25 protein-coding genes and 1 other annotated feature are annotated in these 22,225 nt (G+C 42.9%); of the genes, 10 read left to right on the top strand and 15 right to left on the bottom strand.

The window, feature by feature from the left end:
* Positions 1-61: 61 nt before the first annotated feature.
* Genes hisC through hisZ form a run of 9 tightly spaced genes read right to left on the bottom strand, consistent with a single transcriptional unit; the run spans position 62 to position 7,615 of the window.
* Entirely contained in the window at positions 62-1,123 is a 1,062-nt protein-coding gene (gene hisC / locus ACFO3D_RS17605; RefSeq protein WP_390299222.1) for a histidinol-phosphate transaminase, read from the bottom strand.
* Positions 1,113-1,754 carry a bifunctional phosphoribosyl-AMP cyclohydrolase/phosphoribosyl-ATP diphosphatase HisIE gene (gene hisIE, locus ACFO3D_RS17600; protein ID WP_390299266.1) on the bottom strand — a complete coding sequence of 214 codons (642 nt, stop codon included), beginning with the start codon at positions 1,752-1,754 and terminating at the stop codon, positions 1,113-1,115. Before hisIE ends, hisC begins: the two co-directional genes overlap by 11 nt.
* A complete protein-coding gene (gene hisF / locus ACFO3D_RS17595; RefSeq protein WP_390299219.1) occupies positions 1,754-2,518 on the bottom strand; it encodes an imidazole glycerol phosphate synthase subunit HisF in 765 nt (254 codons plus the stop codon). The genes hisIE and hisF overlap by 1 nt, the downstream gene beginning before the upstream one ends.
* Positions 2,508-3,230, bottom strand: a complete 723-nt coding sequence (hisA, locus tag ACFO3D_RS17590) for a 1-(5-phosphoribosyl)-5-[(5-phosphoribosylamino)methylideneamino]imidazole-4-carboxamide isomerase (RefSeq protein ID WP_390299216.1) — start codon at positions 3,228-3,230, stop codon at positions 2,508-2,510. The genes hisF and hisA overlap by 11 nt, the downstream gene beginning before the upstream one ends.
* Positions 3,227-3,832, bottom strand: a complete 606-nt coding sequence (hisH, locus tag ACFO3D_RS17585) for an imidazole glycerol phosphate synthase subunit HisH (protein WP_390299213.1) — start codon at positions 3,830-3,832, stop codon at positions 3,227-3,229. The genes hisA and hisH overlap by 4 nt, the downstream gene beginning before the upstream one ends.
* 44 nt (positions 3,833-3,876) lie before the next feature.
* A complete protein-coding gene (hisB, locus tag ACFO3D_RS17580) occupies positions 3,877-4,461 on the bottom strand; it encodes an imidazoleglycerol-phosphate dehydratase HisB (protein WP_390299210.1) in 585 nt (194 codons plus the stop codon).
* Positions 4,454-5,740, bottom strand: a complete 1,287-nt coding sequence (gene hisD / locus ACFO3D_RS17575) for a histidinol dehydrogenase (protein ID WP_390299207.1) — start codon at positions 5,738-5,740, stop codon at positions 4,454-4,456. Before hisD ends, hisB begins: the two co-directional genes overlap by 8 nt.
* 3 nt (positions 5,741-5,743) lie before the next feature.
* Positions 5,744-6,373, bottom strand: a complete 630-nt coding sequence (gene hisG, locus ACFO3D_RS17570; protein ID WP_390299204.1) for an ATP phosphoribosyltransferase — start codon at positions 6,371-6,373, stop codon at positions 5,744-5,746.
* Positions 6,374-7,615, bottom strand: a complete 1,242-nt coding sequence (gene hisZ / locus ACFO3D_RS17565; RefSeq protein WP_390299201.1) for an ATP phosphoribosyltransferase regulatory subunit — start codon at positions 7,613-7,615, stop codon at positions 6,374-6,376.
* 110 nt (positions 7,616-7,725) lie between these two features.
* Between hisZ and ACFO3D_RS17560 the strand changes: the two genes are divergently transcribed.
* The 4 genes from ACFO3D_RS17560 (at position 7,726) to murB (ending at position 10,810) form a co-directional block, all read left to right on the top strand.
* The gene (locus ACFO3D_RS17560) at positions 7,726-8,520 is read left to right on the top strand and encodes a histidinol-phosphatase HisJ family protein (RefSeq protein WP_390299198.1); all 795 of its coding nucleotides are present in this window, start codon (positions 7,726-7,728) and stop codon (positions 8,518-8,520) included.
* 105 nt (positions 8,521-8,625) lie between these two features.
* Positions 8,626-9,009, top strand: coding sequence for a YbaN family protein (locus tag ACFO3D_RS17555; protein WP_390299195.1), 384 nt, complete (start codon positions 8,626-8,628; stop codon positions 9,007-9,009).
* Between the two features lie 27 nt (positions 9,010-9,036).
* Positions 9,037-9,867 carry an alpha/beta hydrolase gene (locus ACFO3D_RS17550; protein WP_390299192.1) on the top strand — a complete coding sequence of 277 codons (831 nt, stop codon included), beginning with the start codon at positions 9,037-9,039 and terminating at the stop codon, positions 9,865-9,867.
* 82 nt (positions 9,868-9,949) lie between these two features.
* Positions 9,950-10,810 carry a UDP-N-acetylmuramate dehydrogenase gene (murB, locus tag ACFO3D_RS17545; RefSeq protein WP_390299263.1) on the top strand — a complete coding sequence of 287 codons (861 nt, stop codon included), beginning with the start codon at positions 9,950-9,952 and terminating at the stop codon, positions 10,808-10,810.
* A 681-nt stretch (positions 10,811-11,491) separates the two neighbouring features.
* On the opposite strand, the gene ehuA is transcribed toward murB, so the two are convergent.
* From ehuA to ehuB, 4 genes are all read right to left on the bottom strand, one after another.
* Positions 11,492-12,262 (bottom strand): ectoine/hydroxyectoine ABC transporter ATP-binding protein EhuA, encoded by a 771-nt coding sequence (gene ehuA / locus ACFO3D_RS17540; protein ID WP_390299188.1) that lies wholly within the window; start codon positions 12,260-12,262, stop codon positions 11,492-11,494.
* A 32-nt stretch (positions 12,263-12,294) separates the two neighbouring features.
* A complete protein-coding gene (gene ehuD / locus ACFO3D_RS17535) occupies positions 12,295-12,993 on the bottom strand; it encodes an ectoine/hydroxyectoine ABC transporter permease subunit EhuD (protein ID WP_390299185.1) in 699 nt (232 codons plus the stop codon).
* Entirely contained in the window at positions 12,990-13,652 is a 663-nt protein-coding gene (gene ehuC / locus ACFO3D_RS17530; protein WP_390299260.1) for an ectoine/hydroxyectoine ABC transporter permease subunit EhuC, read from the bottom strand. Before ehuC ends, ehuD begins: the two co-directional genes overlap by 4 nt.
* A gap of 199 nt (positions 13,653-13,851) precedes the next feature.
* Complete coding sequence (gene ehuB, locus ACFO3D_RS17525) at positions 13,852-14,754, bottom strand: ectoine/hydroxyectoine ABC transporter substrate-binding protein EhuB (protein ID WP_390299182.1); 903 nt, start codon at positions 14,752-14,754, stop codon at positions 13,852-13,854.
* A gap of 508 nt (positions 14,755-15,262) precedes the next feature.
* Between ehuB and ACFO3D_RS17520 the strand changes: the two genes are divergently transcribed.
* Positions 15,263-16,183 carry a ketopantoate reductase family protein gene (locus ACFO3D_RS17520; RefSeq protein WP_390299179.1) on the top strand — a complete coding sequence of 307 codons (921 nt, stop codon included), beginning with the start codon at positions 15,263-15,265 and terminating at the stop codon, positions 16,181-16,183.
* 11 nt (positions 16,184-16,194) lie between these two features.
* Entirely contained in the window at positions 16,195-16,368 is a 174-nt protein-coding gene (ytzI, locus tag ACFO3D_RS17515; RefSeq protein WP_390299176.1) for a YtzI protein, read from the top strand.
* On the opposite strand, the gene ACFO3D_RS17510 is transcribed toward ytzI, so the two are convergent.
* Entirely contained in the window at positions 16,369-17,346 is a 978-nt protein-coding gene (locus ACFO3D_RS17510; RefSeq protein WP_390299173.1) for a ring-cleaving dioxygenase, read from the bottom strand. It abuts the gene before it with no gap.
* A 61-nt stretch (positions 17,347-17,407) separates the two neighbouring features.
* Positions 17,408-17,980, bottom strand: a complete 573-nt coding sequence (locus tag ACFO3D_RS17505) for a M15 family metallopeptidase (protein ID WP_390299170.1) — start codon at positions 17,978-17,980, stop codon at positions 17,408-17,410.
* Positions 17,981-18,150: 170 nt separating this feature from the next.
* Here ACFO3D_RS17505 and ACFO3D_RS17500 point away from each other — a divergent pair, with 170 nt between their 5' ends.
* From ACFO3D_RS17500 to proS, 4 genes are all read left to right on the top strand, one after another.
* On the top strand, positions 18,151-18,768 hold the full coding sequence (locus ACFO3D_RS17500) for a glycerol-3-phosphate acyltransferase (RefSeq protein ID WP_390299167.1): 618 nt from the start codon (positions 18,151-18,153) through the stop codon (positions 18,766-18,768).
* Between the two features lie 16 nt (positions 18,769-18,784).
* Entirely contained in the window at positions 18,785-19,270 is a 486-nt protein-coding gene (locus ACFO3D_RS17495; RefSeq protein ID WP_390299164.1) for a DUF456 domain-containing protein, read from the top strand.
* A 23-nt stretch (positions 19,271-19,293) separates the two neighbouring features.
* On the top strand, positions 19,294-20,118 hold the full coding sequence (thiD, locus tag ACFO3D_RS17490) for a bifunctional hydroxymethylpyrimidine kinase/phosphomethylpyrimidine kinase (RefSeq protein ID WP_390299162.1): 825 nt from the start codon (positions 19,294-19,296) through the stop codon (positions 20,116-20,118).
* 176 nt (positions 20,119-20,294) lie between these two features.
* Positions 20,295-20,500, top strand: a binding site (T-box leader).
* Positions 20,501-20,549: 49 nt separating this feature from the next.
* Entirely contained in the window at positions 20,550-21,989 is a 1,440-nt protein-coding gene (proS, locus tag ACFO3D_RS17485; protein WP_390299159.1) for a proline--tRNA ligase, read from the top strand.
* The last annotated feature ends 236 nt before the right edge of the window (positions 21,990-22,225 follow it).

Raw genomic sequence — 22,225 nt, 5'->3', positions numbered from 1 at the left:
AATCATGTAATGGCAGCTGTTCCGGCCGAACCGGGCAGCTGCCATTTTTGTTTTTTCAACCTTATTCCATAATCAAATCAAGCGTTTTAAGCAGGGTATTCATTTGGTCATCCGTACCAATTGTAATCCGCAGATAGTTTTCAATATCAGGTTTACTAAAATGCCGGACAAGAATGAGTTGTTCCTTCAACTTTTTATATAAGTCTTCAGCAGCGTAATGATAATGATTAACGAAAATAAAGTTAGCGCTCGAAGGCAGGACATGAAATCCTCTTTTCTTCATTTCACGGACAGTCCATTCACGCGTATTTATAATTTTTTCCGTAGTTTTATTAAAATAGGCTGTATCTGTTATAGCTGCTTCTGCCCCGGCAATCGCAAGCCGATCAATCGTATAGGAGTTAAACGAGTCTTTTATGCGCATTAACGCTTCTATCAGTTCTGGACTTCCAAGTGCGAATCCTATCCTAAGCCCTGCCAGTGATCGGGATTTTGACATTGTCTGTACGACCAGAAGGTTTTCATACTTATTAAGTAAAGTGACGGCTGACACATCAGCGAAGTCAATATACGCTTCATCAATAATTACAACCTTATCCTGATTGCTATCGAGGATGTCTTTTATTGTTTCCAGTTCCATGTAAATACTTGTCGGGGCATTGGGGTTAGGGAAAATGACGCCACCTTCCGACTGGAAAAAATCCTCTGCTGGAATGGTAAAATCACGGTTTAGGCCAACCTCCTCAAATGGTACATTAAACAGCTTTGCATAGACCGGATAAAAACTGTAAGATATCTTTGGGAATCTGATTGTTTCTGTACTGTTAAAGAATGCCATAAAAGAAAAAGCCAGAACTTCATCAGACCCATTTCCCACAAAGACATTGCTCGTATCAAGATTATAATAATCGCCTATTTTGTGGCGCAGTCCCTCCAAAGTGGGTGAAGGGTATAATTGAAGTTTGCGGTCAAGCTCCTCTTTAATGGCTGCTGTAACATTAGGGGAGGGGGGATAAGGGTTTTCATTGGTATTCAGTTTAAGGAGGTTAGGCAGATTCAGCTGCTCCCCCGGTACATACGGCTCCGTACGTCTGACTGTTTCACTCCAGAATTTACTTGCCATTTTTACCTTCCTTTTCAATGTGCCTGCTATACAGTACTTGTTTTATATCGTCAATCGTAACACCGAGAAGCTCCATCAGGACAAGGGTGTGATAGGTAAGATCGGCAATTTCCCACCTAATTTCATTTTTATCGTTATTTTTTGCGCCGATAATGACTTCACTGGCTTCTTCACCGACTTTTTTGAGGATTTTATCAATCCCTTCCGTGAACAGATAATTTGTATAAGACCCTTCAACAGGATTTAGTTTGCGTTCCCGAATTTTTTCAGTCAGTTCATGAATGACTGTACGTGCTGGCGTTTCATCACCAGAAAGTGTGCGGTGGAAGCATGTTCTTTCACCAGTATGGCACGCCGGTCCTTTTGGATTAACCTTAACAAGTAAAGCATCCGCATCGCAATCGTATGTAATGCTTTGAACACTCTGTTTGTTGCCTGAGGTTTCTCCTTTATTCCAAAGCTCCTGACGTTTTCTGCTGAAAAACCATGTTTCGCCTGTGTCTACAGTTTTTTGCAGAGCTGTTTCATTCATGTATGCAAGCGTTAAAACTTCTCCTGTACTGAAATCCTGTATAATTGCTGGTATCAAGCCGTTTTCATCATATGCAAGTTCGCTGAAATTTGTCTCCATCATCGTTCCCTCCTGACTGTGATTCCATCCGCTGCTAAGTAATCTTTTAAATCGATAATTTCAATTTCCCCGTAGTGGAAGACGGATGCGGCAAGTGCTGCATCAGCTCTACCGTCCTTCAGTACATTAGCAAAGTGCTCCATCGTGCCGGCACCGCCGCTTGCAATAACCGGGATATTTACTGCATCCGAAATTGCCCTAGTCAACTCAAGGTTATACCCGTTTTTTTCTCCATCGGTGTCGATGGCATTAACCACAATTTCACCGGCTCCGAGTTTCTCACCTTCAATTGCCCACTCAATCGCATCTTTCCCGGTATTTGTTCGGCCGCCGTTTACAAAGACTTCCCATTTATCGTTCTCAGTTGCCTTGGCATCGATTGATAAAACGACACACTGACTGCCAAATTTTAAGGCAGCTTCGGTAATTATCTGCGGATTTTTTACTGCGGCACTGTTAATCGAAACCTTATCCGCACCGGCCCTGAGTGTCTGGTGGATATCAGAAAGGGTTCTGATCCCTCCACCTACTGAAAAGGGGATCGCAATCTCAGCTGCAACACTTTCCACTACATCAAGAAAGATATTGCGTTCTTCATTCGATGCCGTAATATCATAAAAAACAAGCTCATCGGCACCTTCCTGATTATATTTTTTGGCCAGATCAACTGGGTCAGCTACGTCCTGGATATTCTGGAATTTCCGCCCTTTAACAACCCGACCTTTATCGACGTCAAGACAAGGAACGATCCGCTTAGCCAACATTAGAATCACCATCCATCAGAGAACTGAATTCAAGGGTTCCATCGTAAAGAGCTTTCCCAATAATTGCACCGTAAAGATCCATAGCTTTCAGTTGTTCAACATCCGTTTTGGTTGTAATGCCCCCAGAGGCAATGGTATTCATCGATGTTGCTGTGTTAATTGCTTGCAGTTCATCAAAGTTAGGTCCTTTCAACATTCCGTCTTTCAGAATATCCGTGTAGACAATCGTCCGAACGCCAATTTGTTCTAGGTCTTTAACGAGATCAACAGCTTTTACATTTGTTGTTTCCGTCCATCCATCAGTTGCCACATAACCATTACGCGCATCAATAGACACGGCAACTTTTTCCCCATATCCCTGTACGGCCTGTTGCAGCAGTACTTTATCCGTAATAGCTGCAGTACCTAGTATTACCCGATCAATTCCTGCGTTTATATATTCTTCTATGCGTTTAAGGGAACGGATGCCACCGCCAACCTGAACAGGTATAGAAGTTTCAGCAGCAATCTCTGTTATCGTATTAAGATTTGTTGAATCACCTGTTCGTGCACCATCCAGGTCCACAACGTGCAGAAATTCAGCTTTCTTAGCTTGCCACTCCAAGGCGACTTTTGCCGGGGAGTCATTATAGATTTTCTCCTGGTTATAGTCACCCTGTGTAAGGCGGACACATTTTCCGTTTCTGATGTCGATTGCCGGAAATAAAATCATGAAATCATCTCCCCGAAGTTTTTCAGCAGTTGTAATCCGGTTTCGCCACTTTTCTCCGGGTGAAACTGCATGCCTGTAACATTTTTGTACTTAACAATTGAAGGAATTAATCCCCCATACTGAGAACTGCTGATAAGGTCTTCTTGCTGGTCATCGGTCACGGCGTAGGAATGGACAAAATACACGTAAGCGTCCTCTCTGATATCATTCAGAAGCTCGCTGTTCTGGTGATGCTGCAAGGTATTCCATCCCATATGGGGAACCTTCACGGTATCAGGAATTCTACTGACATTCCCTTTAATTAGGCCTAGACCTTCCCAGTCGCCATCTTCGTAGCTGCGCTCATAAAAGAGTTGCATACCTAGACAGATTCCCAGAAGCGGTTTGCCAGCCGATGCTTCGTCTTTAATCGTTGCCGCCAGTCCAAGACCGTTCAACGCATCCATGGCATCTTTAAATGCTCCGACACCTGGCAAGATAATTGCCTCAGCGTTCCGGATTGTTTCAATATCAGTTGTCAGGCAGGAATCCAGGTTCACCTTTGAAAGGGCAAATTGAAGGCTTTTAATGTTTCCCGCCCCATAATCGATAATCGCAATCATTTATATGAACTCCTTCTTTATAAGGTAGTTTTCTTAAAAAATATTTACAAAGATCCCTTTGTAGACGGCACTCCTTTTATACGAGGGTTCTGTGCGCTTGCCTGATCAAGTGCGCGTCCAAAACCTTTAAATATTGACTCGATAATATGGTGCGTGTTCCGTCCATATAACAGGTTAATATGAAGGGTGACTTTGGCGTTGCTTGCAAATGCCTGGAAAAATTCCTCCACAAGTTCTGTATCAAAATTACCGACTTTATCTTTAAGTCCCTCAACATGATAGACGAAATAAGGACGCCCGCTAATATCAATCGAAACAGTGGAAAGGGACTCATCCATTGGTGTTGTGACAGTTGCATATCGGGTAATACCTTCCTTGGTACCTAGTGCTTCATTGAATGCCTGTCCAAGGGCTATCCCGATATCTTCCACAGTATGATGCTGGTCAACCTCAAGATCGCCCTTACAGGAGAGCTCCATATCGAAGAGGCCATGTCTGGACATCAGGGTAAGCATATGGTCCAGAAACCCGACTCTGGAGTCAATTACCGAACTGCCGTCACCATCAACCGAAAACGAGAGGTCAATCGAAGTCTCACTGGTCGTGCGTTGTATGCTTTGTTTACGCATGATAAGCATCCTTTCTGACTTTAATTGAATTTGCGTGCGCGGTCAGACCCTCTGCCTCAGCCATTGTGATAATGTGGTCGGAAGCTGCTTGCAGTGCACTGTTCGAGTACTGAATAATACTGGACTTTTTGAGAAAATCATACACACCGAGAGGGGAGGCAAATGCCGCCGTTCCACTGGTCGGAAGAGTGTGATTTGGTCCCGCAAAATAATCACCCAAAGGTTCAGGTGAATAATTGCCAAGGAAAATGGCCCCCGCGTGTTTGACCATTCCAAGTTTCTCGGAAGGGTTCTCAATCATAAGCTGGAGATGCTCGGGTGCAATTTCGTTTACAAGGGAAAATGCTTCTGCCAAATCACTTACGTTAATGATCCGGCCGTTTGCCGAAAGTGACTTCTGAATAATCTCTTTCCGTTCAAGCTTTTCTGTTTGCTGATCAATCGTTTGTTTAATTTCTTCTGCCAATGTTGGACTTGTAGTGATACATATCGATCTAGCCTGTTCATCGTGCTCAGCCTGAGATAACAAATCGGCCGCAACAAACTCAGGTGATGCGGTCTCATCCGCCACAACGCAGATTTCGCTGGGACCCGCAATCATATCAATTGCGACATCACCGTAAACCCATTTCTTGGCTCGAGCGACAAATGAATTACCCGGCCCTACAATCTTTGCTACTTTTTTAACTGTAGGAGTTCCGTACGCTAACGCTGCTATTGCTTGTGCACCGCCAACCTTGTATACGGCGTCCGCACCGACCATCTCTGCGGCAGTTAAAACCTCTGGGCTGATTTTACCGTTCGTATCTGGCGGTGTAGTAATGACGATTTCGTTTACGCCTGCAAGTTTAGCAGGTATAACATTCATCAATACGGTTGACGGATAGGCCGCTTTACCGCCAGGAACGTACACACCAACCTTATCCAGTGGAGTAACTTTTTGTCCAAGCATAATTCCATCCTCAGAATGGGTAAACCACGATACTTCCTTCTGTTTGGCATGGAAATCAGTAATGTTTTGCTTTGCTGCTTTCAGTGCTTTAATAAATGTTTTACTGACAGCATTTCTTGCCTCTCTAAATTCCTCATCGGTCACGGCAAGTTGATTAAGCTTAACTCCGTCCAACTTTTCGGTATACTGGAGCAATGCCTTATCGCCTGATTCTCTGACCTCTTTTATAATAGTAAGGACAATCTCATCAATTTCAGCATTGCTGTCCTGTTCAAGTGAACCAGCATCCCTTTCTTGTCTGAACTGTTCGGCTGTTATCAGTTTCATTGATCATCTCTCCATTACCGATTTTAATTTATTGATAAGTTCATGTATGGCTGCTGACCGCGTTGTGAAACTCGCTTTATTAACAATCAGTCGTGTGCTGATGGATTCAATCTCCTCGATTACCTCAAGTCCGTTTTCCCGAAGAGTAGTACCGGTCTCGACAATATCTACGATGACATCCGCCAATCCAATCAATGGAGCAAGCTCGACTGATCCGTTAAGTTTAATAGTCTCGGCAGGAATTCCTTTCTTTTGGAAGTGCTTCATTGCCACTGTCGGGTATTTGGATGCGATGGTAAGACGCTGGGAGCCTTCTAGTCTTGTTTCTGGCTTCCCTGCAACAGCAAAGTGGCACTTTCCGATTTTCAGGTCAAGAATCTCATAGACGTCTGCTTCGGATTCCAGGATATTATCTTTTCCAGCCACACCTATATCCGCAGCACCTTTTTCCACATATGTCGGTACATCGACTGCTTTAACAAAAATCAGTTTTACGGAACGGTCGTTATTATGAAAAACTAATTTTCTGCTTTTAGGGCTGAAATCCGGGAAATGGATTCCTGCTTCCTCGAGCAGGCTGATCGTACTGTCGGCGGTTCTGCCCTTTGCAAGGGCTATGGTGATAGTATCCATTTACGTATTCTTCATCCCTTCCTCAATAAGACTGAGCAATTCTTCCTCATTAGTAAACTCGTTTTCCGTGTCACCGTTGACGAGTAGATTTTTTCCGTCTTTAAAATAGACTTGATAGTCGAAAGCAGCTTTACAATCTTCTGTATTTTCCAGTGAAGAGGTGATCACCGGGTAACCCGCCGTTCGAAGGGAACCTGCAGCGGTCAATGCGTATTTTTGCTTAGCGTTATCGTAATAAATAACTATCTCTGTGCCAGTTTCAGGTTCTGTCTGTGGAGTTATTGCCTGAAGAAGGCTGTCAACTTCACAGGCAAATCCGATTGCTGGTATCGACGCACCAAATTCCTCAGCCAATCGGTCATAACGTCCTCCCATAAGAACTGGTTTTCCAAGACTGGCAACAAATCCTTGAAAAATAACCCCTGTATAATAGTTCATGTTATTGATCAACCCAAGATCGAACACAACATAATCCTCAACTCCATAGGCCTCCAGCACCTTATACACCTCACGGAGATTCGTTAAGGTCTGTTTCATCGTTTCATTGACTGCAAGGTTATCTGCTTTGCCTAGTACATTGTCAGGGTCCCCGTATAACATGGGAATCTCATATACCGCATCGGCAAGTTCTTTTTTAACCGGAAGACCTGCCAGGAGAGACTCCATTTCAGCTAAATTTTTTGATTGAATTAATGCCTGCAGCTGTTCGGTTTTCCCTGAGGAAAGATTTAACTCATTGACAAGTTCTCTGAAGAAACCAGCATGCCCAACCTCAAGTTTGAACGAATCAAAACCCAGGTCTTTCAATGTATGGATGGCCAGCGCGAGTATTTCAGCGTCGGTTTCAGGGGTATTTGCCCCAAAGCATTCAATACCTGCCTGCGTGGTTTCCTTTCTGTCAATTTGTTCGTATGTTTGGCGGAATACATCCTGTACGTAGAATAACCTTGACTGGTCTGGCACCTGTCTTTTCCCCGTTGCAACCATCCGGGTAATAGGTATCGTTACATCAGGGCGGAGTACCAGTACTTTCCCTGAACTATCCACAACTTTTATCATTTCATCTTTGTTTATGGTTCCTGTAATGGTCGAATAAAGATCATAATATTCGAAGGCTGTAGTTCGGACCTGTTTGTACCCGTATGTGGAAAAGCGGCTCTTAAGGATAGAGATAATTTCATCCCGCCGCTGAAAGTCTTCAACACTGGTATCTTTTGAACTATCTAGCAAATATTGCTGCACAGGATTAACTCCTTTCAATGCTTTATTACTTTACCGCTTTATTTAATTAAAGTTATATTGTATTGTATAGATTAATAGAAATAATGTCAACCAGAAGGGATGTAGTAAAAATGTTTGATTATCATATACACAGTGACTTTTCGGCAGATTGTGAAACACCTATGGAGCGGACAATTGAAGAGGCTATAGAACTGGGGCTTAAAGAAATTTGTTTCACCGAACATATTGATTATGACTATCCGGACGAATCAATCGTATTCGAATTTGACCTCAAGGATTATGACGAAAAAATTACTCGAATGCAGGATACCTATCAAAGCCAAATACAGATTAAAAAAGGGATTGAAATTGGAATCCAGCCACATTTAATACCGCGATACAATAACCTGCTCGATAAGGAGAAGTTTGATTTTATTATTTGCTCGATGCACACTTCCCAGCGTAAAGATCTTCATTCAGGAAGTTTTTTTGAAGGCAGGTCTGTAGAGGACTCATATCGTGCGTACTATAGTGAACTCCTCCAGTGTGTCAAGGAATTCAAAAACTATAATATCCTCGGCCACATTGATCTTGTGAAGCGCTACAGGAAGCTTGACAGCACAAATGATTTTCATGATGTTATCCGCGAAATTTTTAAAGTGATTATACCTGAAGGGAAGGGGATAGAGCTGAACACTTCAGGTAGACGTTATGGAATGGAAAATGGTATGCCTAGCACCGATATTCTCAGACTCTATAAAGAATCCGGCGGTGAAATTATCACCCTTGGGTCCGATTCACATGTTGAATCGACTCTGGCATACGATTTCCGAGCTTCACTTGATCTGCTGAGAGAAATAGGTTTCAAGTATATAACAACCTATAATGCAGGGCACCCGGAGTTTCATGACATCAGCAAGCTTTAGTTCTTAAAAAAACTGACACAATTTTTCTGTAATAATAAGGCACTGAAAGTTCCATGATGATATAATATAAACGTTGTAAAAATTTTAGCTATAGCTGGTGCTAACATGAAAAATTTAACCCGATACGTTCTGATTGCCGCAGGAACAGTTAGTCTGTTTTTCGGACTCCTGGGAATTGTTCTTCCGCTGCTGCCGACCACGCCACTACTGCTACTCGCTGCAGCCTGCTATGTGCGGAGTTCAGAACAATTATATGAATGGCTGATCACCAATAAATATTTTGGTCCCTATATAGAAAATTACCGGGCAGGGAAGGGGATACCGCTCCGCGCTAAGATTATTAGTGTGACTCTGCTGTGGATATCCATGGGGTATACGATTCTGTTTGTTATTCCCCTTATCGGGATTAAATTTTTATTGGTTTGTATCGGTATGTTTTTTACGTGGTTTATTCTGAAGCAGAAAACATTACAGAAAGCTGAAAGATAAAAGGAATAGTAAGCGGGGTCAGTTTTGTTGAAAAAGAATCGTATTATAAATTCAGTATCACTTTTTGCCATTTTCATCGGTATTATCTTTGTTATTTATTTGCCAAAGGAAGCGAAGTCAGTACCTGCTTCCGGTAATCCGACCGTGTTTGTCCACGGCTTCAAAGGAACCCATAATTCATTCGGAAGATTGCTTGATAGGTTTGAGTATAAGTATAATTGGGGAAACAAGGCATTGGTGTACCGGGTAAATGAGGCAGGGCGTCTGCAGGTTTACAATTTGAACAAAGGGAAAAAAGAACCTGTCTTTGTGCAGGTAGTATTTGACGACGCCCGGGCCAGCATGACTGACACGTCAAGATGGCTGGCATCGGTATTGGCACATATGAAATCTGTCTACGAAATAGATACAGTAAACCTTGTCGGTCATTCGATGGGCGGACTTGTATCGCTTAAGTATATCGTGGAACGTGCGGATCGCACCCATTTCCCGGAGGTCGAAAAGCTTATCACAATCGGTAGTCCATTTGATGGAGTATACAATAAACTTTATTTCAACCGTAACTGGGGAAAAGCATTGGTTGATCTGCAGCCCGGTTCACGAGCGCTCGACCGCTTGCGGAAAAGAAAAGAGTCTGTCCCTGATGCGCTGCAAGTATTAAGTATCGGCAGTACCGGAGATGCTGTTGCTGTACCGGAAAGTGTCCAAACCTTGAAGCGTATCATAAATAAGGACCAATTAACGGAAATAATGATAGCTGACAGAACACTGGGGCATAGTGAGATGCATGAGGATATGCGGGTTGATAAGCTGATTCATGATTTTCTCGCAGAGCCCCTAGCAGAGGTCAGACATTAATAATAGTTAAAGGAATGATTTTGTGGTGAACTATCATCATGTGTACGATGATTTAACAGCAATAGCTACCGTGAAAAATGTGATGGTGGATGAACAGTTAAGAAATCATACGTATACACGACTGGGCGGAAAAGCCGACTTTTTTGTAACACCTGAAACATATGAACAGGTTCAGCAGATTGTTAAATTATCAAATGAAAAAGATATACCTTTCACATTGCTTGGAAATGGCTCCAATCTGATTGTAAAAGACGGAGGTATCCGGGGCATTGTTATGAATCTTAACCGCCTGGCAAGCATCCAGACAAATGAAACAACAATTGTGGCGCAGAGCGGATCCAGAATAATAGATGTTTCCCGGGAGGCACTGGGTAAAAAACTGACAGGACTTGAATTCGCCTGTGGGATACCAGGGTCAGTCGGAGGGGCACTTTTCATGAATGCCGGCGCTTATGGCGGCGAAATAAAGGATGTCCTGGAGAGCACAAAAGTTGTCGACCGTAATGGTGATTTGCTCTCATTATCTGCCGATGAACTCGATCTGGAATACCGTTCAAGTAATATTCCGGATAGAGGCTATATTGTGGTGGAGGCTACTTTTTCCTTGAAAGAAGGAAACTATGATGAAATTAAGGCAATGATGGATGATTTAACGTTTAAGCGGGAATCGAAGCAACCGCTTGAATATCCATCATGTGGCAGTGTGTTTAAACGTCCGCCGGGTTATTTTGCCGGAAAACTGATTCAGGACAGCGGGCTGCAGGGTACACAGATTGGCGGTGCCCAGGTTTCACTGAAACATGCCGGATTCATCGTCAATAAGGATGGTGCATCAGCTAAAGAATATATTGGCTTGATTCACCATGTTCAAAATACAGTAAAAGAGAAATTCGGGGTAAGTCTTGAACGCGAGGTAAAAATTATCGGTGAAGACCCGAAGTAATAGGAAAGAGCCGTAAACGTACTTGAATGTTTACGGCTCTTTATTTCAAAGTTGATATAAACTGCGACGTAGTGAATTTATATAATACTAGGAAACCGCTTCAGCAATACTCTTCGCTTTCCGTGGACTCACCACGAGCCTCCTCGTTCGCCAAAACCGCTCACTGTGGGGTCTCTTAGGCTCGTTGTTCCACAGGAGTCTACGCGTATTGCTTACGCTTGTTGAATTTGGCATAATTCCATTAGGCTTGCACTGAAGTCTACATAAACCTGCTTCGCTAACTAGGCGTTGATTGGAGCGTAGGGTAGTCGACTCCTGCGGGTCACCGGCTAAAACCGGTCACGTCCTGTGACCAACGCCGGTACTAGAACGTCCTGTTCGTCGAAGCAACAGCTGAAAATCCCGGAGGAAGTGGTCTTCTTCCGAGGAAGTTGAAGCGTTGCCCGGCGGCAATGGAAACACTGTGAAAGCTTTAGCTTGAACAGATGTTGGACTTGCACCCGGAGTGGTGAAAGCAAGTATTCTGCCAGAGCGAAGCTACGCTGTTATCTCGCAGTTTATAGTTTATACGAAGTTAACCTAACAGAACAATCCGAACTACCTTATTTTCATAAGATAGTTCGGATTGTTATATGAGTTATACACTTTTGTCCCAGCCGCTGTGTTCAAAGATAAATTCAATTATGCTCTGAATCTATGCAGGAAGCTTCGGAGGCGTTCGTTTGTTGAATTCTCCAATACTTGCTGCGGTGGGCCCTGCTCGGCGATTACGCCATTATCCAAGAACAGAACACGGTCAGCTATGTCACGTGCGAAGTCCATTTCGTGGGTAACGAGTACCATCGCCATTTCGCCCTCTTTGGCAATATCACGAATAACTTCGAGAACCTCACCGACCAGTTCCGGGTCAAGTGCTGAGGTAACTTCATCAAAAAGCATGATTTTCGGACGCATTACAAGGGCCCGGGCCATGGCTACACGCTGTTTCTGACCGCCTGAAAGCTGACTTGGATAGTTATCTAACTTTTCACCGAGGCCAACCTTTTCAAGCATCTCAATAGATCGTTTCTTCGCAGAAGCTTTATCTTCTTTCTGCACGTTAATAGGTGCAGTCATACAATTCTCCAGAATAGTCATATGCGGAAACAGGTTAAAGTGCTGAAACACCATACCGATATCCCCACGTACCTGGCGGAGATGTTTTTCATTAGCTGGTACAAGTTCACCGTTCTTTTCCATATGCCATAAATTTTTGCCATCCACTATAATTGTGCCCGATGTAGGCTGTTCTAAGGTCATAAGCATACGGATAATGGTTGTTTTACCCGAACCACTTGGCCCAATTACAGCTACTTTTTCAGCGGGCATAATATCTAGATTGATTCCTTTCAGTACTTCCACATCGCCAAAAGATTTGTGGACATCATTATATCTAACGATAGGTTCAGTCATCGCTTCACTGCTCCTTTTCTTCTTTTGTTTACTTAGCTTTCTGAGAGTGCTTTTTTGTCAAAGCGGCGGTTGAATTTCCGCTCAAGTTTGTTTACAAGCAGTGCTGACGGGTAACTTAATACTAAGAACAGAATAGCTACGATAGTCAGCGGTTCCAGGTATCTCCAGTGCTGGGCACCATAATCGTTTGCAAGTGCAAGGATTCCAAGTACCCCGATGGTTGATGCCAAAGGAACTTCCTTGAACATAATAATTAAATAGTTTCCTAGCATCGGGATGGTTGGCGGGATTGCCTGTGGAATTATAATTTTAGTCCACTTTTTTCCGGTTGAGAAGTTCAGTGCTCGCGCGGCTTCCCACTGACCCTTGTCTACGCTTTCGATTCCGGAACGATATACTTCTCCGACATACGTACTGTAATGCAGACCAAGCCCTAAAACTGCACTTGTGAACGGATCGAGCGTTACACCAATGACTGGTACCATTGGCCAAGCATAAAATATGAAGAATAACTGAACAAGTGGTGGAGTAGAGCGGATGAACTCCATAACCCAAAGTAGTAACCATCGGATTGGTTTAATTGGCATTCGGGCAATCACTGTCCAGAAAAAGCCTACTATCAATGCGAACAAATAACAAGCAACTGTTAGGCCTAATGTTATCCCAAGTCCGTCTAAAATTACAGGGAAAGATTCCATGAATACATCCCAATTCCAATTACCGCTATTCATTGGCTAGCCACCCCTTTCTTGGACATCTTTTCCATTTTCTTGGTGAGTCCGATTAATGGAAGTGCCAGAATGAAATAGAATACAAGAACTAAGAAATAAACGGTTGGTGCCTGTGACAGGTCGGAACTCCGGAGGATATCACCGTAATATAGAATATCGGTCATACCTATCAAGGATACCAGTGACGTGGATTTCAGCATCAGAATTAGGTAGTTGCCAAATTCCGGGAGCATCATTCTGACCGCCTGAGGAAAAATAACGAATCTCATGCGCTGGAAGCGTGACATATTCAATGCTGTAGCAGCTTCCGACTGTCCTTTAGATACAGCAAGAATGGAACTGCGCACTATCTCCGACATATATGCACCATAGTTCAGTGATATTGCCAGAACACCAGCCCAGAAATTACTGTTAATTTCAATTCCGAAAAGAATCGGCAACGCATAATAAAGCCAGAAAAGCTGAACAATCAGTGATGTTCCACGGAAAACCTCTACATAAAAAGCCGTTAAATTTCGAAGGATTGGATTACTTGATAAACGACAGAAACCTGCAATAAATGCCATCAGATAGCCGAAAACAACTGAGGCAAGCATTACAGTTACTGTAATTTCCACACCCTTCCACAATACGGGAAAAATTTCCGCTATTGCATCGATGGTAATCACTCCTTTTTTTGGCAGAAATTATTAATACTAAACTCCATAATGTAAGGGGATCTGTAAAAAAGCATTGTACGCCTTTTGAGATTCCAGATACCAAGTTTCTATGAAATTATATTTTTTGCATAAGTATAGGGTCAGACCCCCTGGGTGAGGGAGCCAGACCCTATGGAGCCAATGTTATTTAATCAGCGTATTAGTATTGTTCGCCGCTGCAAACTCCTTTGGTTGTAATATCTTCAGGAACGGAGTTATTTTCTGCACTGAATCCATTAGCTTCTAAAAGTTCTTTAACTGTGCCGTCTTCTTTCAACTTAGCAAGTTGCTCGTTGTATGCTTCGCGAAGATCGTCATTGTCTTTATGGAATGCTGCAGCGCCATAACTTGGAATACCTTTAATCTCAGGTTGTTCAAAGTCTGTTACAAATTCAAGGTCCTGATCTGATGATTCCAGTGCCATCTTAAGTGACATTTCAGTAGCTGTTGTAGCATCGGCACGTCCAGACGCTACTGCTGAAAATGTAGCTGGAATATCGGATGCAGACTGAATCTGATCTTTACTTACACCAGACTCTTTAACATATTCAATTTCAGTGGCACCCTGCATAATGGACACTGTAGCATCTTTTTCTGCGATATCTTCATAGCTGTGCAGATCAAGCGGGTTACCTTTTTTTACAACAAGTCCTTCACCATACATCATTTCCGGTTCACCGAAGTCAGCGTTTTTACAACGGTCAGGGTTGATTGCCATACCTGCTGTAATAACGTCAAATTTACCAGCATTAAGACCAGGGATCAGCTGACTGAAATCAGCAAGCTTACCTTCTACAGTATCAATTCCCATTTCTGCGAAAACTGCTTCTGCAATATCAACTGCTGCCCCTTTTAACTCCCCGTCTTCCTGATATGCATACGGTTTTTCATTGGCGAACCCAACCTGTACAACGCCTTCTTCTTTCAGCTGTGCAAGTTTGTTTCCTTCACCTTCGCCACCGCCTTCACCATTGCTGCCACCGTCGCTGGATTCTCCTGATCCGCATGCAGCAAGCATTATTACGGAAAGAAAAATGATTGAAGCAAATAATAATTTCTTCATCTCCTAAAAGACCTCCCATTCAGTTTTTTTTGGTAAACTTAAAAGCCTTCGACAATGCGAAGAACTTGTTTACCTGAACTCTATTCTCATAAATTCTATCTATACCCAACTGAGAATAAAGTGTGTTAATAAAATTAAGTAAAATTGTTTGGCGTTTTGACAATGCCAAATGTAAGAACGTGTTATGTGACTTTTTTACTAAGAATTAGGCAAGGCAGGAATTAGGGGAAAATTCTGTTCAAACAGTCATACTTTAATATTATAGGGTATTTCTTATTGGTTCAAACGCAATATTATTTGATAATTTGGAATAAACCTGCATATTAAGTGAACAAGTTACCAATACCTTTTGTACACAAAGATATGCTTGGATATATTATATATTTCTTTGGTTTCCTCAAAATTTGTTATAATTTCCGAAAATTACGGAATATTGAAATCTATTATGGACATATAGACAGGAAACGGGGTAACATAAGGGATAAAGACCGAAACGGAGGGGAATTGCATGCATATTGTCGTTCTAGGTGCTGGAGCCCTTGGTGGGTATTTTGGCGCACGCTGGGAGGAAGCAGGTGCAAAAGTGACTTTTTTAGTGCGGGAAAAACGAGCCGCACAAATCAGTAATCAGGGGTTGAAGGTGATCAGTACAAGAGGTGACTACTTATTGGAAGAACCACGGGTGTCAACCAGTCCAGTAGAAATTGAAAACCCGGATGTGGTATTTGTCAGTGTAAAGGGCTATCACCTAGAAGGAACGCTTGAAAGCCTGAAAGTTCTTGCTGATAAAGGAGCATATATACTGCCGGTCCTTAATGGGATTGAACACATTAACGTTCTTCAAGAAAGCTTGGGAAAAGAATGTGTCCTTGGTGGTCTTGCATTTATTGCTGCAACTCTGAATGAAGAAGGTAATATTGAGCATACAAGTGATTTTGATCGGTTAATATTCGGCCCCCTGGAGCGGAAACAGAATGATATCTGTGACCGTTTGCTGGAACTCTCCGGGACGGCAAACTTTGAACCGATCAAAAGCGACGACATTTTAAAAGAGTTATGGAAAAAATATATGTTCATCAACGCGCTCTCTGGAATCACGACTGCAGTCGACCTGCCAATCGGGCCGATACGCGATCAGAAAGAGACCTTATACGTCGCGGAAAACATCCTGATAGAGATGAAACAGCTAGCAAATAGCTATGGTACTAACTTGGATGACCATAATGTGGAGCAGGCAAAGGAACAGGTAAAGGGGTTTGGGTATGAAGCGACGTCTTCCATGCACCAGGACCGACGTAAAGGACTGCCCCTTGAGCTCGATCATCTTCACGGCGGGGCACTCCGCATGGCAAGAACCAAGGGAATTTCGTTGCCATTTACCGAGGCTGTCTATGGTATAATTAAGCCATTTGCGAATACAAAAAATTAAGGGGTTTAAGAATGACAACACAAATCATTATTGCTGTTTCCATCATGCTGGTTGTTCTTCTTCTTACATTGGCAGCTATATCAAAAGGATATGCGTATAAGCATACAGTTGACCCAATGCCGGGTGAAGATGAAGAAAAAGAGGGCAAGAATGAACAGCAAGTTAAAAACGACCACACAAAGTAATCAGTGTGGTCGTTTTGTATTAAGGGGGTTAAGATTATTTTCGATTTCTTTCCGTCGATCCTCGAAGAAAGGTGGAAGTGCCAGGGATTCACCGAGAAACTCAGGATCCTCATCTGTTGCAAAACCAGGTCCATCGGTTGCAAGTTCGAACAAAATTCCATTAGGTTCACGGAAATACAGGGATTTAAAATAGTAGCGGTCAACCAGTCCGGAATTAGGTAATCGTTCTGATTGCAGCTTTTTCCGCCATTCAGCAAGTTCTGCTTCATTTTCTACCCGGAAAGCTACATGGTGTACACTGCCCCGTCCCGGACGTTCTCTTGTCAGGTCGTTCCGGATTTCCAAATGAATCTCAGCTCCAGTGCCGCCTTCTCCAGTTGTATATACCTGGATATCTTCCTGTCCTTCTATTGGAGACGGATAACTGCTCGTTTTTTTGAATGTTAGTACGTTAGTCAATACGTGAATGGTTGGTTCAGGGTTTTGGACTGTCAGTTTGGACGGCCCAAGTCCGATAATCCCCTTATCCGCAGGCACACTGCTATCTTTCCAAGGCTGCCCTCCTGGGACACCGGTGTTTGTTTCATCTGAGATTAGCGTTAACCGTTGCTTCTCTGGATCCCGGAAATGTATCACTTTCCTGTCATATTGCTCCGAGATGCCATCATGATCGACTTGGTGTTCATCCAACCGTTTTTCCCAGTATTCCAAAGCCCGGTCGTCAGGAACTCTTAAAGAAGTGCCGGAAATACTGCTGAATCCAGGGTAAGTGTTGCCTGCGTTGGGGATTTCAAAAAAAGTCAGGTCTGTACCCGGATTGCCTATTTCATCCGCATAGAATAAATGATAGACGGACGGGTCATCCTGATTGATTGTTTTCTTTACCAAGCGCATACCCAGCACATCCGTATAAAATTGATAGTTATTTTTTGCATTTGCCGTAATGGCAGACACATGGTGGATTCCTTTTAATTCCATATAAACACCCTCCATGTTAATTCAATTTATCTTGAATTAAGAATAAATTCATTATATCACATTACTTAGGATCATCCTTCTTTTCATGCTTGGGGCGCAGTCCGTTTTGCAGCTGTCGGATACTCAGTCCGAAATCCATCTGCAGGTGCGGATAATCTTTAAAACGACTCCAGTCGCCGCCCCATTCAAATCCAAGATCTTTTGCAATTTCAGCAACTTCAAACCAGTCAGGTTTACCATTCCCATTACCATCATAATTTATATCCCAGATCAGTTCGCCGTCTTTATTCCTGAGTGCGTAGTCAAATGCAAGCCCGTAGTTATGGTAGGACTCACCACCCCTTGCATACGTCACCACACTCCCATCAGCAGTTCTTCCCTTTGCGTACAGTTCATTCTGTTCTATTTTAGAGCGAACTGTTTCGGTAATTACAATCTCAATCCCTTTATCAGCAGCCCTTTGAACAAGCTTATCCATTTTCTCTTCCACAACGGGGTTCAGTTTATCGGGAAGTGGTGCATCATCTCCCAAATCTTTATAACGGCTTTCCCGCTGGCTGAAAACTAGAAGCAGCACAATCACCAGCAGAATAAGAATTCCCCAGGCTGTAAAGTCTGTGGCGTATCGTCTCAATTTGTCATGTCTCCCCCGCATGAGTTTCTTCCATAATTATACCATTCTCCGCATTACTATTTCTTAGAATACGATTGCTCCCATTAGTAAAAGTTATCTAAATTTTTTAATGAATGAAGTTGATGTGGTGAGGGATTGACTATAAAATAAACCAAGAGGGGGATGAAAAGGTGTTTTTTTTCATAGTCAGTCTTATTGGTTATCTATTCGGATGCTGCCACGGCTCCCAGATTATTGGTAAATGTAAAAGGATTAATATTAAAAATGAAGGGGTCAAGAATTCCGGGGCATCCAATACTACTATTATTCTTGGATGGAAATTTGGAATACTGGTCGCACTTATCGATATTTTTAAAGCAACATTGGCAATTCTGCTGGTACTTTATATTTTAAATGGTCAGGGTATTGAAGGAGAAAGACAAACATTACTCGTTTATATAACTGCCCTGTTTATTATTCTTGGGCACAATTATCCGGTAACCATGAAGTTCAGCGGGGGAAAGGGTACAGCGTCGCTGGTGGGCGTCCTTTTGGCGATTGACTGGAAGATTGCTCTTATCGGAATCGGTATTTTATTGCTGTTCACACTGTCAACCGATTATCTGGTAATCGGGGTACTATTTATGTATATTTCCTTCCTTGTCACGACGTATATATTCTTTGGAATCGAACCAGCAATGGTTGTTGTGCTATTATCGGTGTTAAGTATTATGAAACATATGGAGAATTTCAAACGTATACGTATGAGGACAGAGACGAAACTCTCAACTATGTTCCGAAAAAAGTGATAGATGGAGGATTTAAATGCTCGATATTATTATGTGGGTGCTTATTATCGCCCTGTTTATTTTAAGTTTTGTCGGGATTGTATTCCCGATTATACCCTCGCCGCTAGTGATCTGGATCGGTTATCTGCTGTACCATTTTGTAGTCAACGGTGAGGAATTGACCGCTTTATTCTGGATTGCCATGGCAATTCTGACTGTTCTGCTGATTGTTTCCGATATGATTGCCAACAGTTATTTTGTGAAAAAATATGGGGGGAGTAAATGGGGAGAGCGCGGTGCAGCGGTCGCTGTCATTGTCGGTTCCTTCATTATTCCGCCATTTGGCATATTGATTGTACCGTTCGTTGCAGTGTTTGCTATTGAGATGATTCAACGGAAAACAGTTCAGGATGCACTGCGGGCGTCTATTGGTTCCCTGATTGGGTTCCTTGGCGGTGCGGTGGCTAAAGTACTGATCCAGCTGCTGATGATTGTCTGGTTCTTTGTAGTTATTTTGATTTAGTATGACAGAAAGGATTTTTTAGCATGAATTACCCACCAAGAGTACTAACGATTGCAGGGTCTGCCGCCGGTGGTAGTGCCGGAATTCAGGCAGACTTGAAAACATTCCAGGAGCTTGACGTGTATGGCATGAGTGTAGTGACAGCATTGGTTGCAAAGCATCCGGAGACCGGTAAGAATGTTCACATGCAGACACAAGAAGCAATTGAAGCACAGTTTGCTACTGCCAATAAACAAGTGGGCATTGAAGCGATTAAGTTAGGGATGTTATTTTCAAAAGAAGTCATCGAATGTGTTGCTGATTTAATAGCTGATTCAGGTGATACTTTAGTGGTTGATCCTGTCATGATCGGCAAAATGAACTCCAAACTGCTCGCTGACGATGCGATTGATGCGTTAAAAAAAGAACTTATACCCGATGCATCGATCATTACACCAAACATGCCGGAAGCATCTGTATTGTTAAACGGCAGAAATCTGGAAAATGTCGATGATTTACGGCAGGCAGCAGTCGACCTTCATAAATTAGGACCCGCGAATGTCCTTGTTAAAGGTGGAAGGCTTGCCGGTGATGCGGTTGATGTCTTGTACGACGGTAAAAGAATTACGACATTCTCTGTCCCACGTATTGATACTGAACACACGAGCGGTGCAGGGTGTACCTATTCCGCTGCTATTACCGCGTATATAGCGAAAGGCTATTCTGTAGTTGAGGCAGTCCATGCAGCGAAAAGCTTTGTGACAACCGCCATTGCATATGGATTTTCCTATACGGATACAGTCGGCCCAACATACCATGCAGGCGTACGAAAACATGGTGAGGCGCATACCGTTAAAGTCAGCAATTAATGACGCCTGGGCTAAAAAGTTTTCGGAAGCTGGACATGCTTACAGGTATACCGAAAATCCGCTGGTTTATAATGTATACCAGCGGGTTTTTTTACATATATGACCAAAACTCTTCCAACAACAGCTACCTGCCTTGACTTTGCCCGCACATCTCTATATATTAAAAAATATAATATACGTAAACGTTGATGAGGATCAGTACTTCTTGAATGTCTTTCTCAGAGAGGAAATGGCTGCTGAAAATTTCCAGAGACACAAGTGGGAACCTGCCTCTGAGTTCGCATTTAAATTTGCGCGGTTCACGGCCGTTATCCGTTTAAGTGTACAGAGTGATAGTTTCCTCTGTAAACAAGGGTGGTACCACCAGACCTCGGTCCCTTACAGGATGGAGGCTTTTTTATATGGAAAAAAATTATAGTGAGGTGTAAAGCATGGGTAAAAAGAACAAACAATTCGTTGAAAAGATCACCGCAATGGAAGATGACTTCGCACAATGGTATACCGATGTGGTGAAGCAGGCAGAACTGGTTGATTATGGACAAGTAAAGGGTACAATGATCATTAAGCCGTACGGGTATGCCATCTGGGAAAATGTCAAAGATGAGCTCGACAATATGATAAAGGCTACCGGTCATTCCAATGTATCATTTCCATTATTTATTCCGGAAAGCTTGCTTCAGAAGGAAAAAGACCATGTGGAAGGATTTGCGCCTGAAGTGGCATGGGTTACACATGGCGGCGAAGAAGAGCTTGCGGAACGAATAGCGGTACGCCCGACTTCCGAAGTGCTGTTTTGTGAATATTATTCGAAAAATATTCATTCGTATCGTGATCTCCCAAAACTTTATAACCAGTGGGGTAACGTTGTACGCTGGGAGAAAACAACCCGTCCATTCCTGCGTTCATCTGAATTCCATTGGCAGGAAGGACATACAGCGCACGCTACCGATGAAGACGCATCAAATGAAACAGACCGGATGCTCGGCGTGTACGCAGATCTTGTAGAAGAATATCTGGCTATCCCGGTTATTCGCGGCCGTAAAACGGAGAGCGAAAAATTTGCCGGAGCTAAATATACGTTAACCATCGAAGCGATGATGCATGACGGAAAGGCATTGCAGTCTGGGACTTCCCACCATTTCGGATCCGGTTTTGCAGAAGCTTTTAATATTACTTATTTGGATGAAAATGGTGAAAGCCAGCATGTACATCAGACTTCCTGGGGGCTTTCCACCCGGATTATGGGAGCATTAATCATGGTTCATGGCGACAACCGTGGGCTTGTTGTTCCGCCACGCATTGCTCCAACACAGGCCATGATTGTACCTATCGCTCAGCATAAAGAAGGTGTACTCGACAAGGCATATGACCTGCGGGATAAACTGAAAAATGTTGCCCGTGTGGATATTGATGGCAGTGATAAGATGCCAGGCTGGAAGTTCAATGAATATGAGATGAAAGGAATCCCTGTCCGTGTGGAAATGGGACCGAAAGATATTGAGAAAGAACAAGTTGTACTTGTCCGCCGTGATACCGGTGAAAAAGAATTCGTTAAGCTGAGTGAGGTAGAAGATCGTTTGCCAAAACTGCTTGATGAAGTCCAACAGAATTTATATAACCGGGCGCTTGAGCACCGAAATGAAAGAACCTTTACTGCCACGAATATGGAAGAATTCAGCAAAGTCCTTGAGGAAACCCCAGGGTTCATTAAGGCAATGTGGTGTGGTGAAGAAGCATGTGAAGATAAAATTCAGGAAGAAACCAGTGCTACGTCCCGTTGTATCCCGTTTGAACAGGAGAAAGTGGCAGATCATTGTGTCTGCTGTGGAAAAGAAGCTAAGGAATTGGTTTATTGGGCAAAAGCATATTAATTTCAAATCGGATGCCAAAACGGCATCCGATTTTTTATATATTTTAACTAAAATTCAAATTAAGTATTTATTAGGCGATTTTGAAGCACTACTAGGCGAAAAATGCTTCGAATCAGGCGATTTCACAAGAGACCATTCCCGGATAGATAGTTTTTTCCAATTGGATCGAGGCAGACAAACTATTTTAATTCAGCGCTAATTGGATGATTTGTCAATTATTCAGCGCCGCAATCCAA

The sequence above is a fragment of the Virgibacillus kekensis genome (assembly GCF_042654125.1).
Taxonomy (GTDB): Bacteria; Bacillota; Bacilli; order Bacillales; family Amphibacillaceae; genus Lentibacillus; species Lentibacillus kekensis.
The sequence above is the reverse complement of the archived record's forward strand: the minus strand, read 5'-3'. Positions and strand labels throughout refer to the sequence as shown.

Coding starts and splice junctions, on each gene's coding strand:
- hisC (WP_390299222.1), bottom strand. CDS start 1,123: ATGGCAAGTAAATTCTGGAGTGAAACAGTCAGACGTACGGAGCCGTAT.
- hisIE (WP_390299266.1), bottom strand. CDS start 1,754: ATGGAGACAAATTTCAGCGAACTTGCATATGATGAAAACGGCTTGATA.
- hisF (WP_390299219.1), bottom strand. CDS start 2,518: ATGTTGGCTAAGCGGATCGTTCCTTGTCTTGACGTCGATAAAGGTCGG.
- hisA (WP_390299216.1), bottom strand. CDS start 3,230: ATGATTTTATTTCCGGCAATCGACATCAGAAACGGAAAATGTGTCCGC.
- hisH (WP_390299213.1), bottom strand. CDS start 3,832: ATGATTGCGATTATCGATTATGGGGCGGGAAACATTAAAAGCCTTCAA.
- hisB (WP_390299210.1), bottom strand. CDS start 4,461: ATGCGTAAACAAAGCATACAACGCACGACCAGTGAGACTTCGATTGAC.
- hisD (WP_390299207.1), bottom strand. CDS start 5,740: ATGAAACTGATAACAGCCGAACAGTTCAGACAAGAAAGGGATGCTGGT.
- hisG (WP_390299204.1), bottom strand. CDS start 6,373: ATGGATACTATCACCATAGCCCTTGCAAAGGGCAGAACCGCCGACAGT.
- ACFO3D_RS17560 (WP_390299198.1), top strand. CDS start 7,726: ATGTTTGATTATCATATACACAGTGACTTTTCGGCAGATTGTGAAACA.
- ACFO3D_RS17555 (WP_390299195.1), top strand. CDS start 8,626: ATGAAAAATTTAACCCGATACGTTCTGATTGCCGCAGGAACAGTTAGT.
- murB (WP_390299263.1), top strand. CDS start 9,950: ATGGTGGATGAACAGTTAAGAAATCATACGTATACACGACTGGGCGGA.
- ehuA (WP_390299188.1), bottom strand. CDS start 12,262: ATGACTGAACCTATCGTTAGATATAATGATGTCCACAAATCTTTTGGC.
- ehuD (WP_390299185.1), bottom strand. CDS start 12,993: ATGAATAGCGGTAATTGGAATTGGGATGTATTCATGGAATCTTTCCCT.
- ehuB (WP_390299182.1), bottom strand. CDS start 14,754: ATGAAGAAATTATTATTTGCTTCAATCATTTTTCTTTCCGTAATAATG.
- ACFO3D_RS17520 (WP_390299179.1), top strand. CDS start 15,263: ATGCATATTGTCGTTCTAGGTGCTGGAGCCCTTGGTGGGTATTTTGGC.
- ytzI (WP_390299176.1), top strand. CDS start 16,195: ATGACAACACAAATCATTATTGCTGTTTCCATCATGCTGGTTGTTCTT.
- ACFO3D_RS17510 (WP_390299173.1), bottom strand. CDS start 17,346: ATGGAATTAAAAGGAATCCACCATGTGTCTGCCATTACGGCAAATGCA.
- ACFO3D_RS17495 (WP_390299164.1), top strand. CDS start 18,785: ATGCTCGATATTATTATGTGGGTGCTTATTATCGCCCTGTTTATTTTA.
- thiD (WP_390299162.1), top strand. CDS start 19,294: ATGAATTACCCACCAAGAGTACTAACGATTGCAGGGTCTGCCGCCGGT.
- proS (WP_390299159.1), top strand. CDS start 20,550: ATGGGTAAAAAGAACAAACAATTCGTTGAAAAGATCACCGCAATGGAA.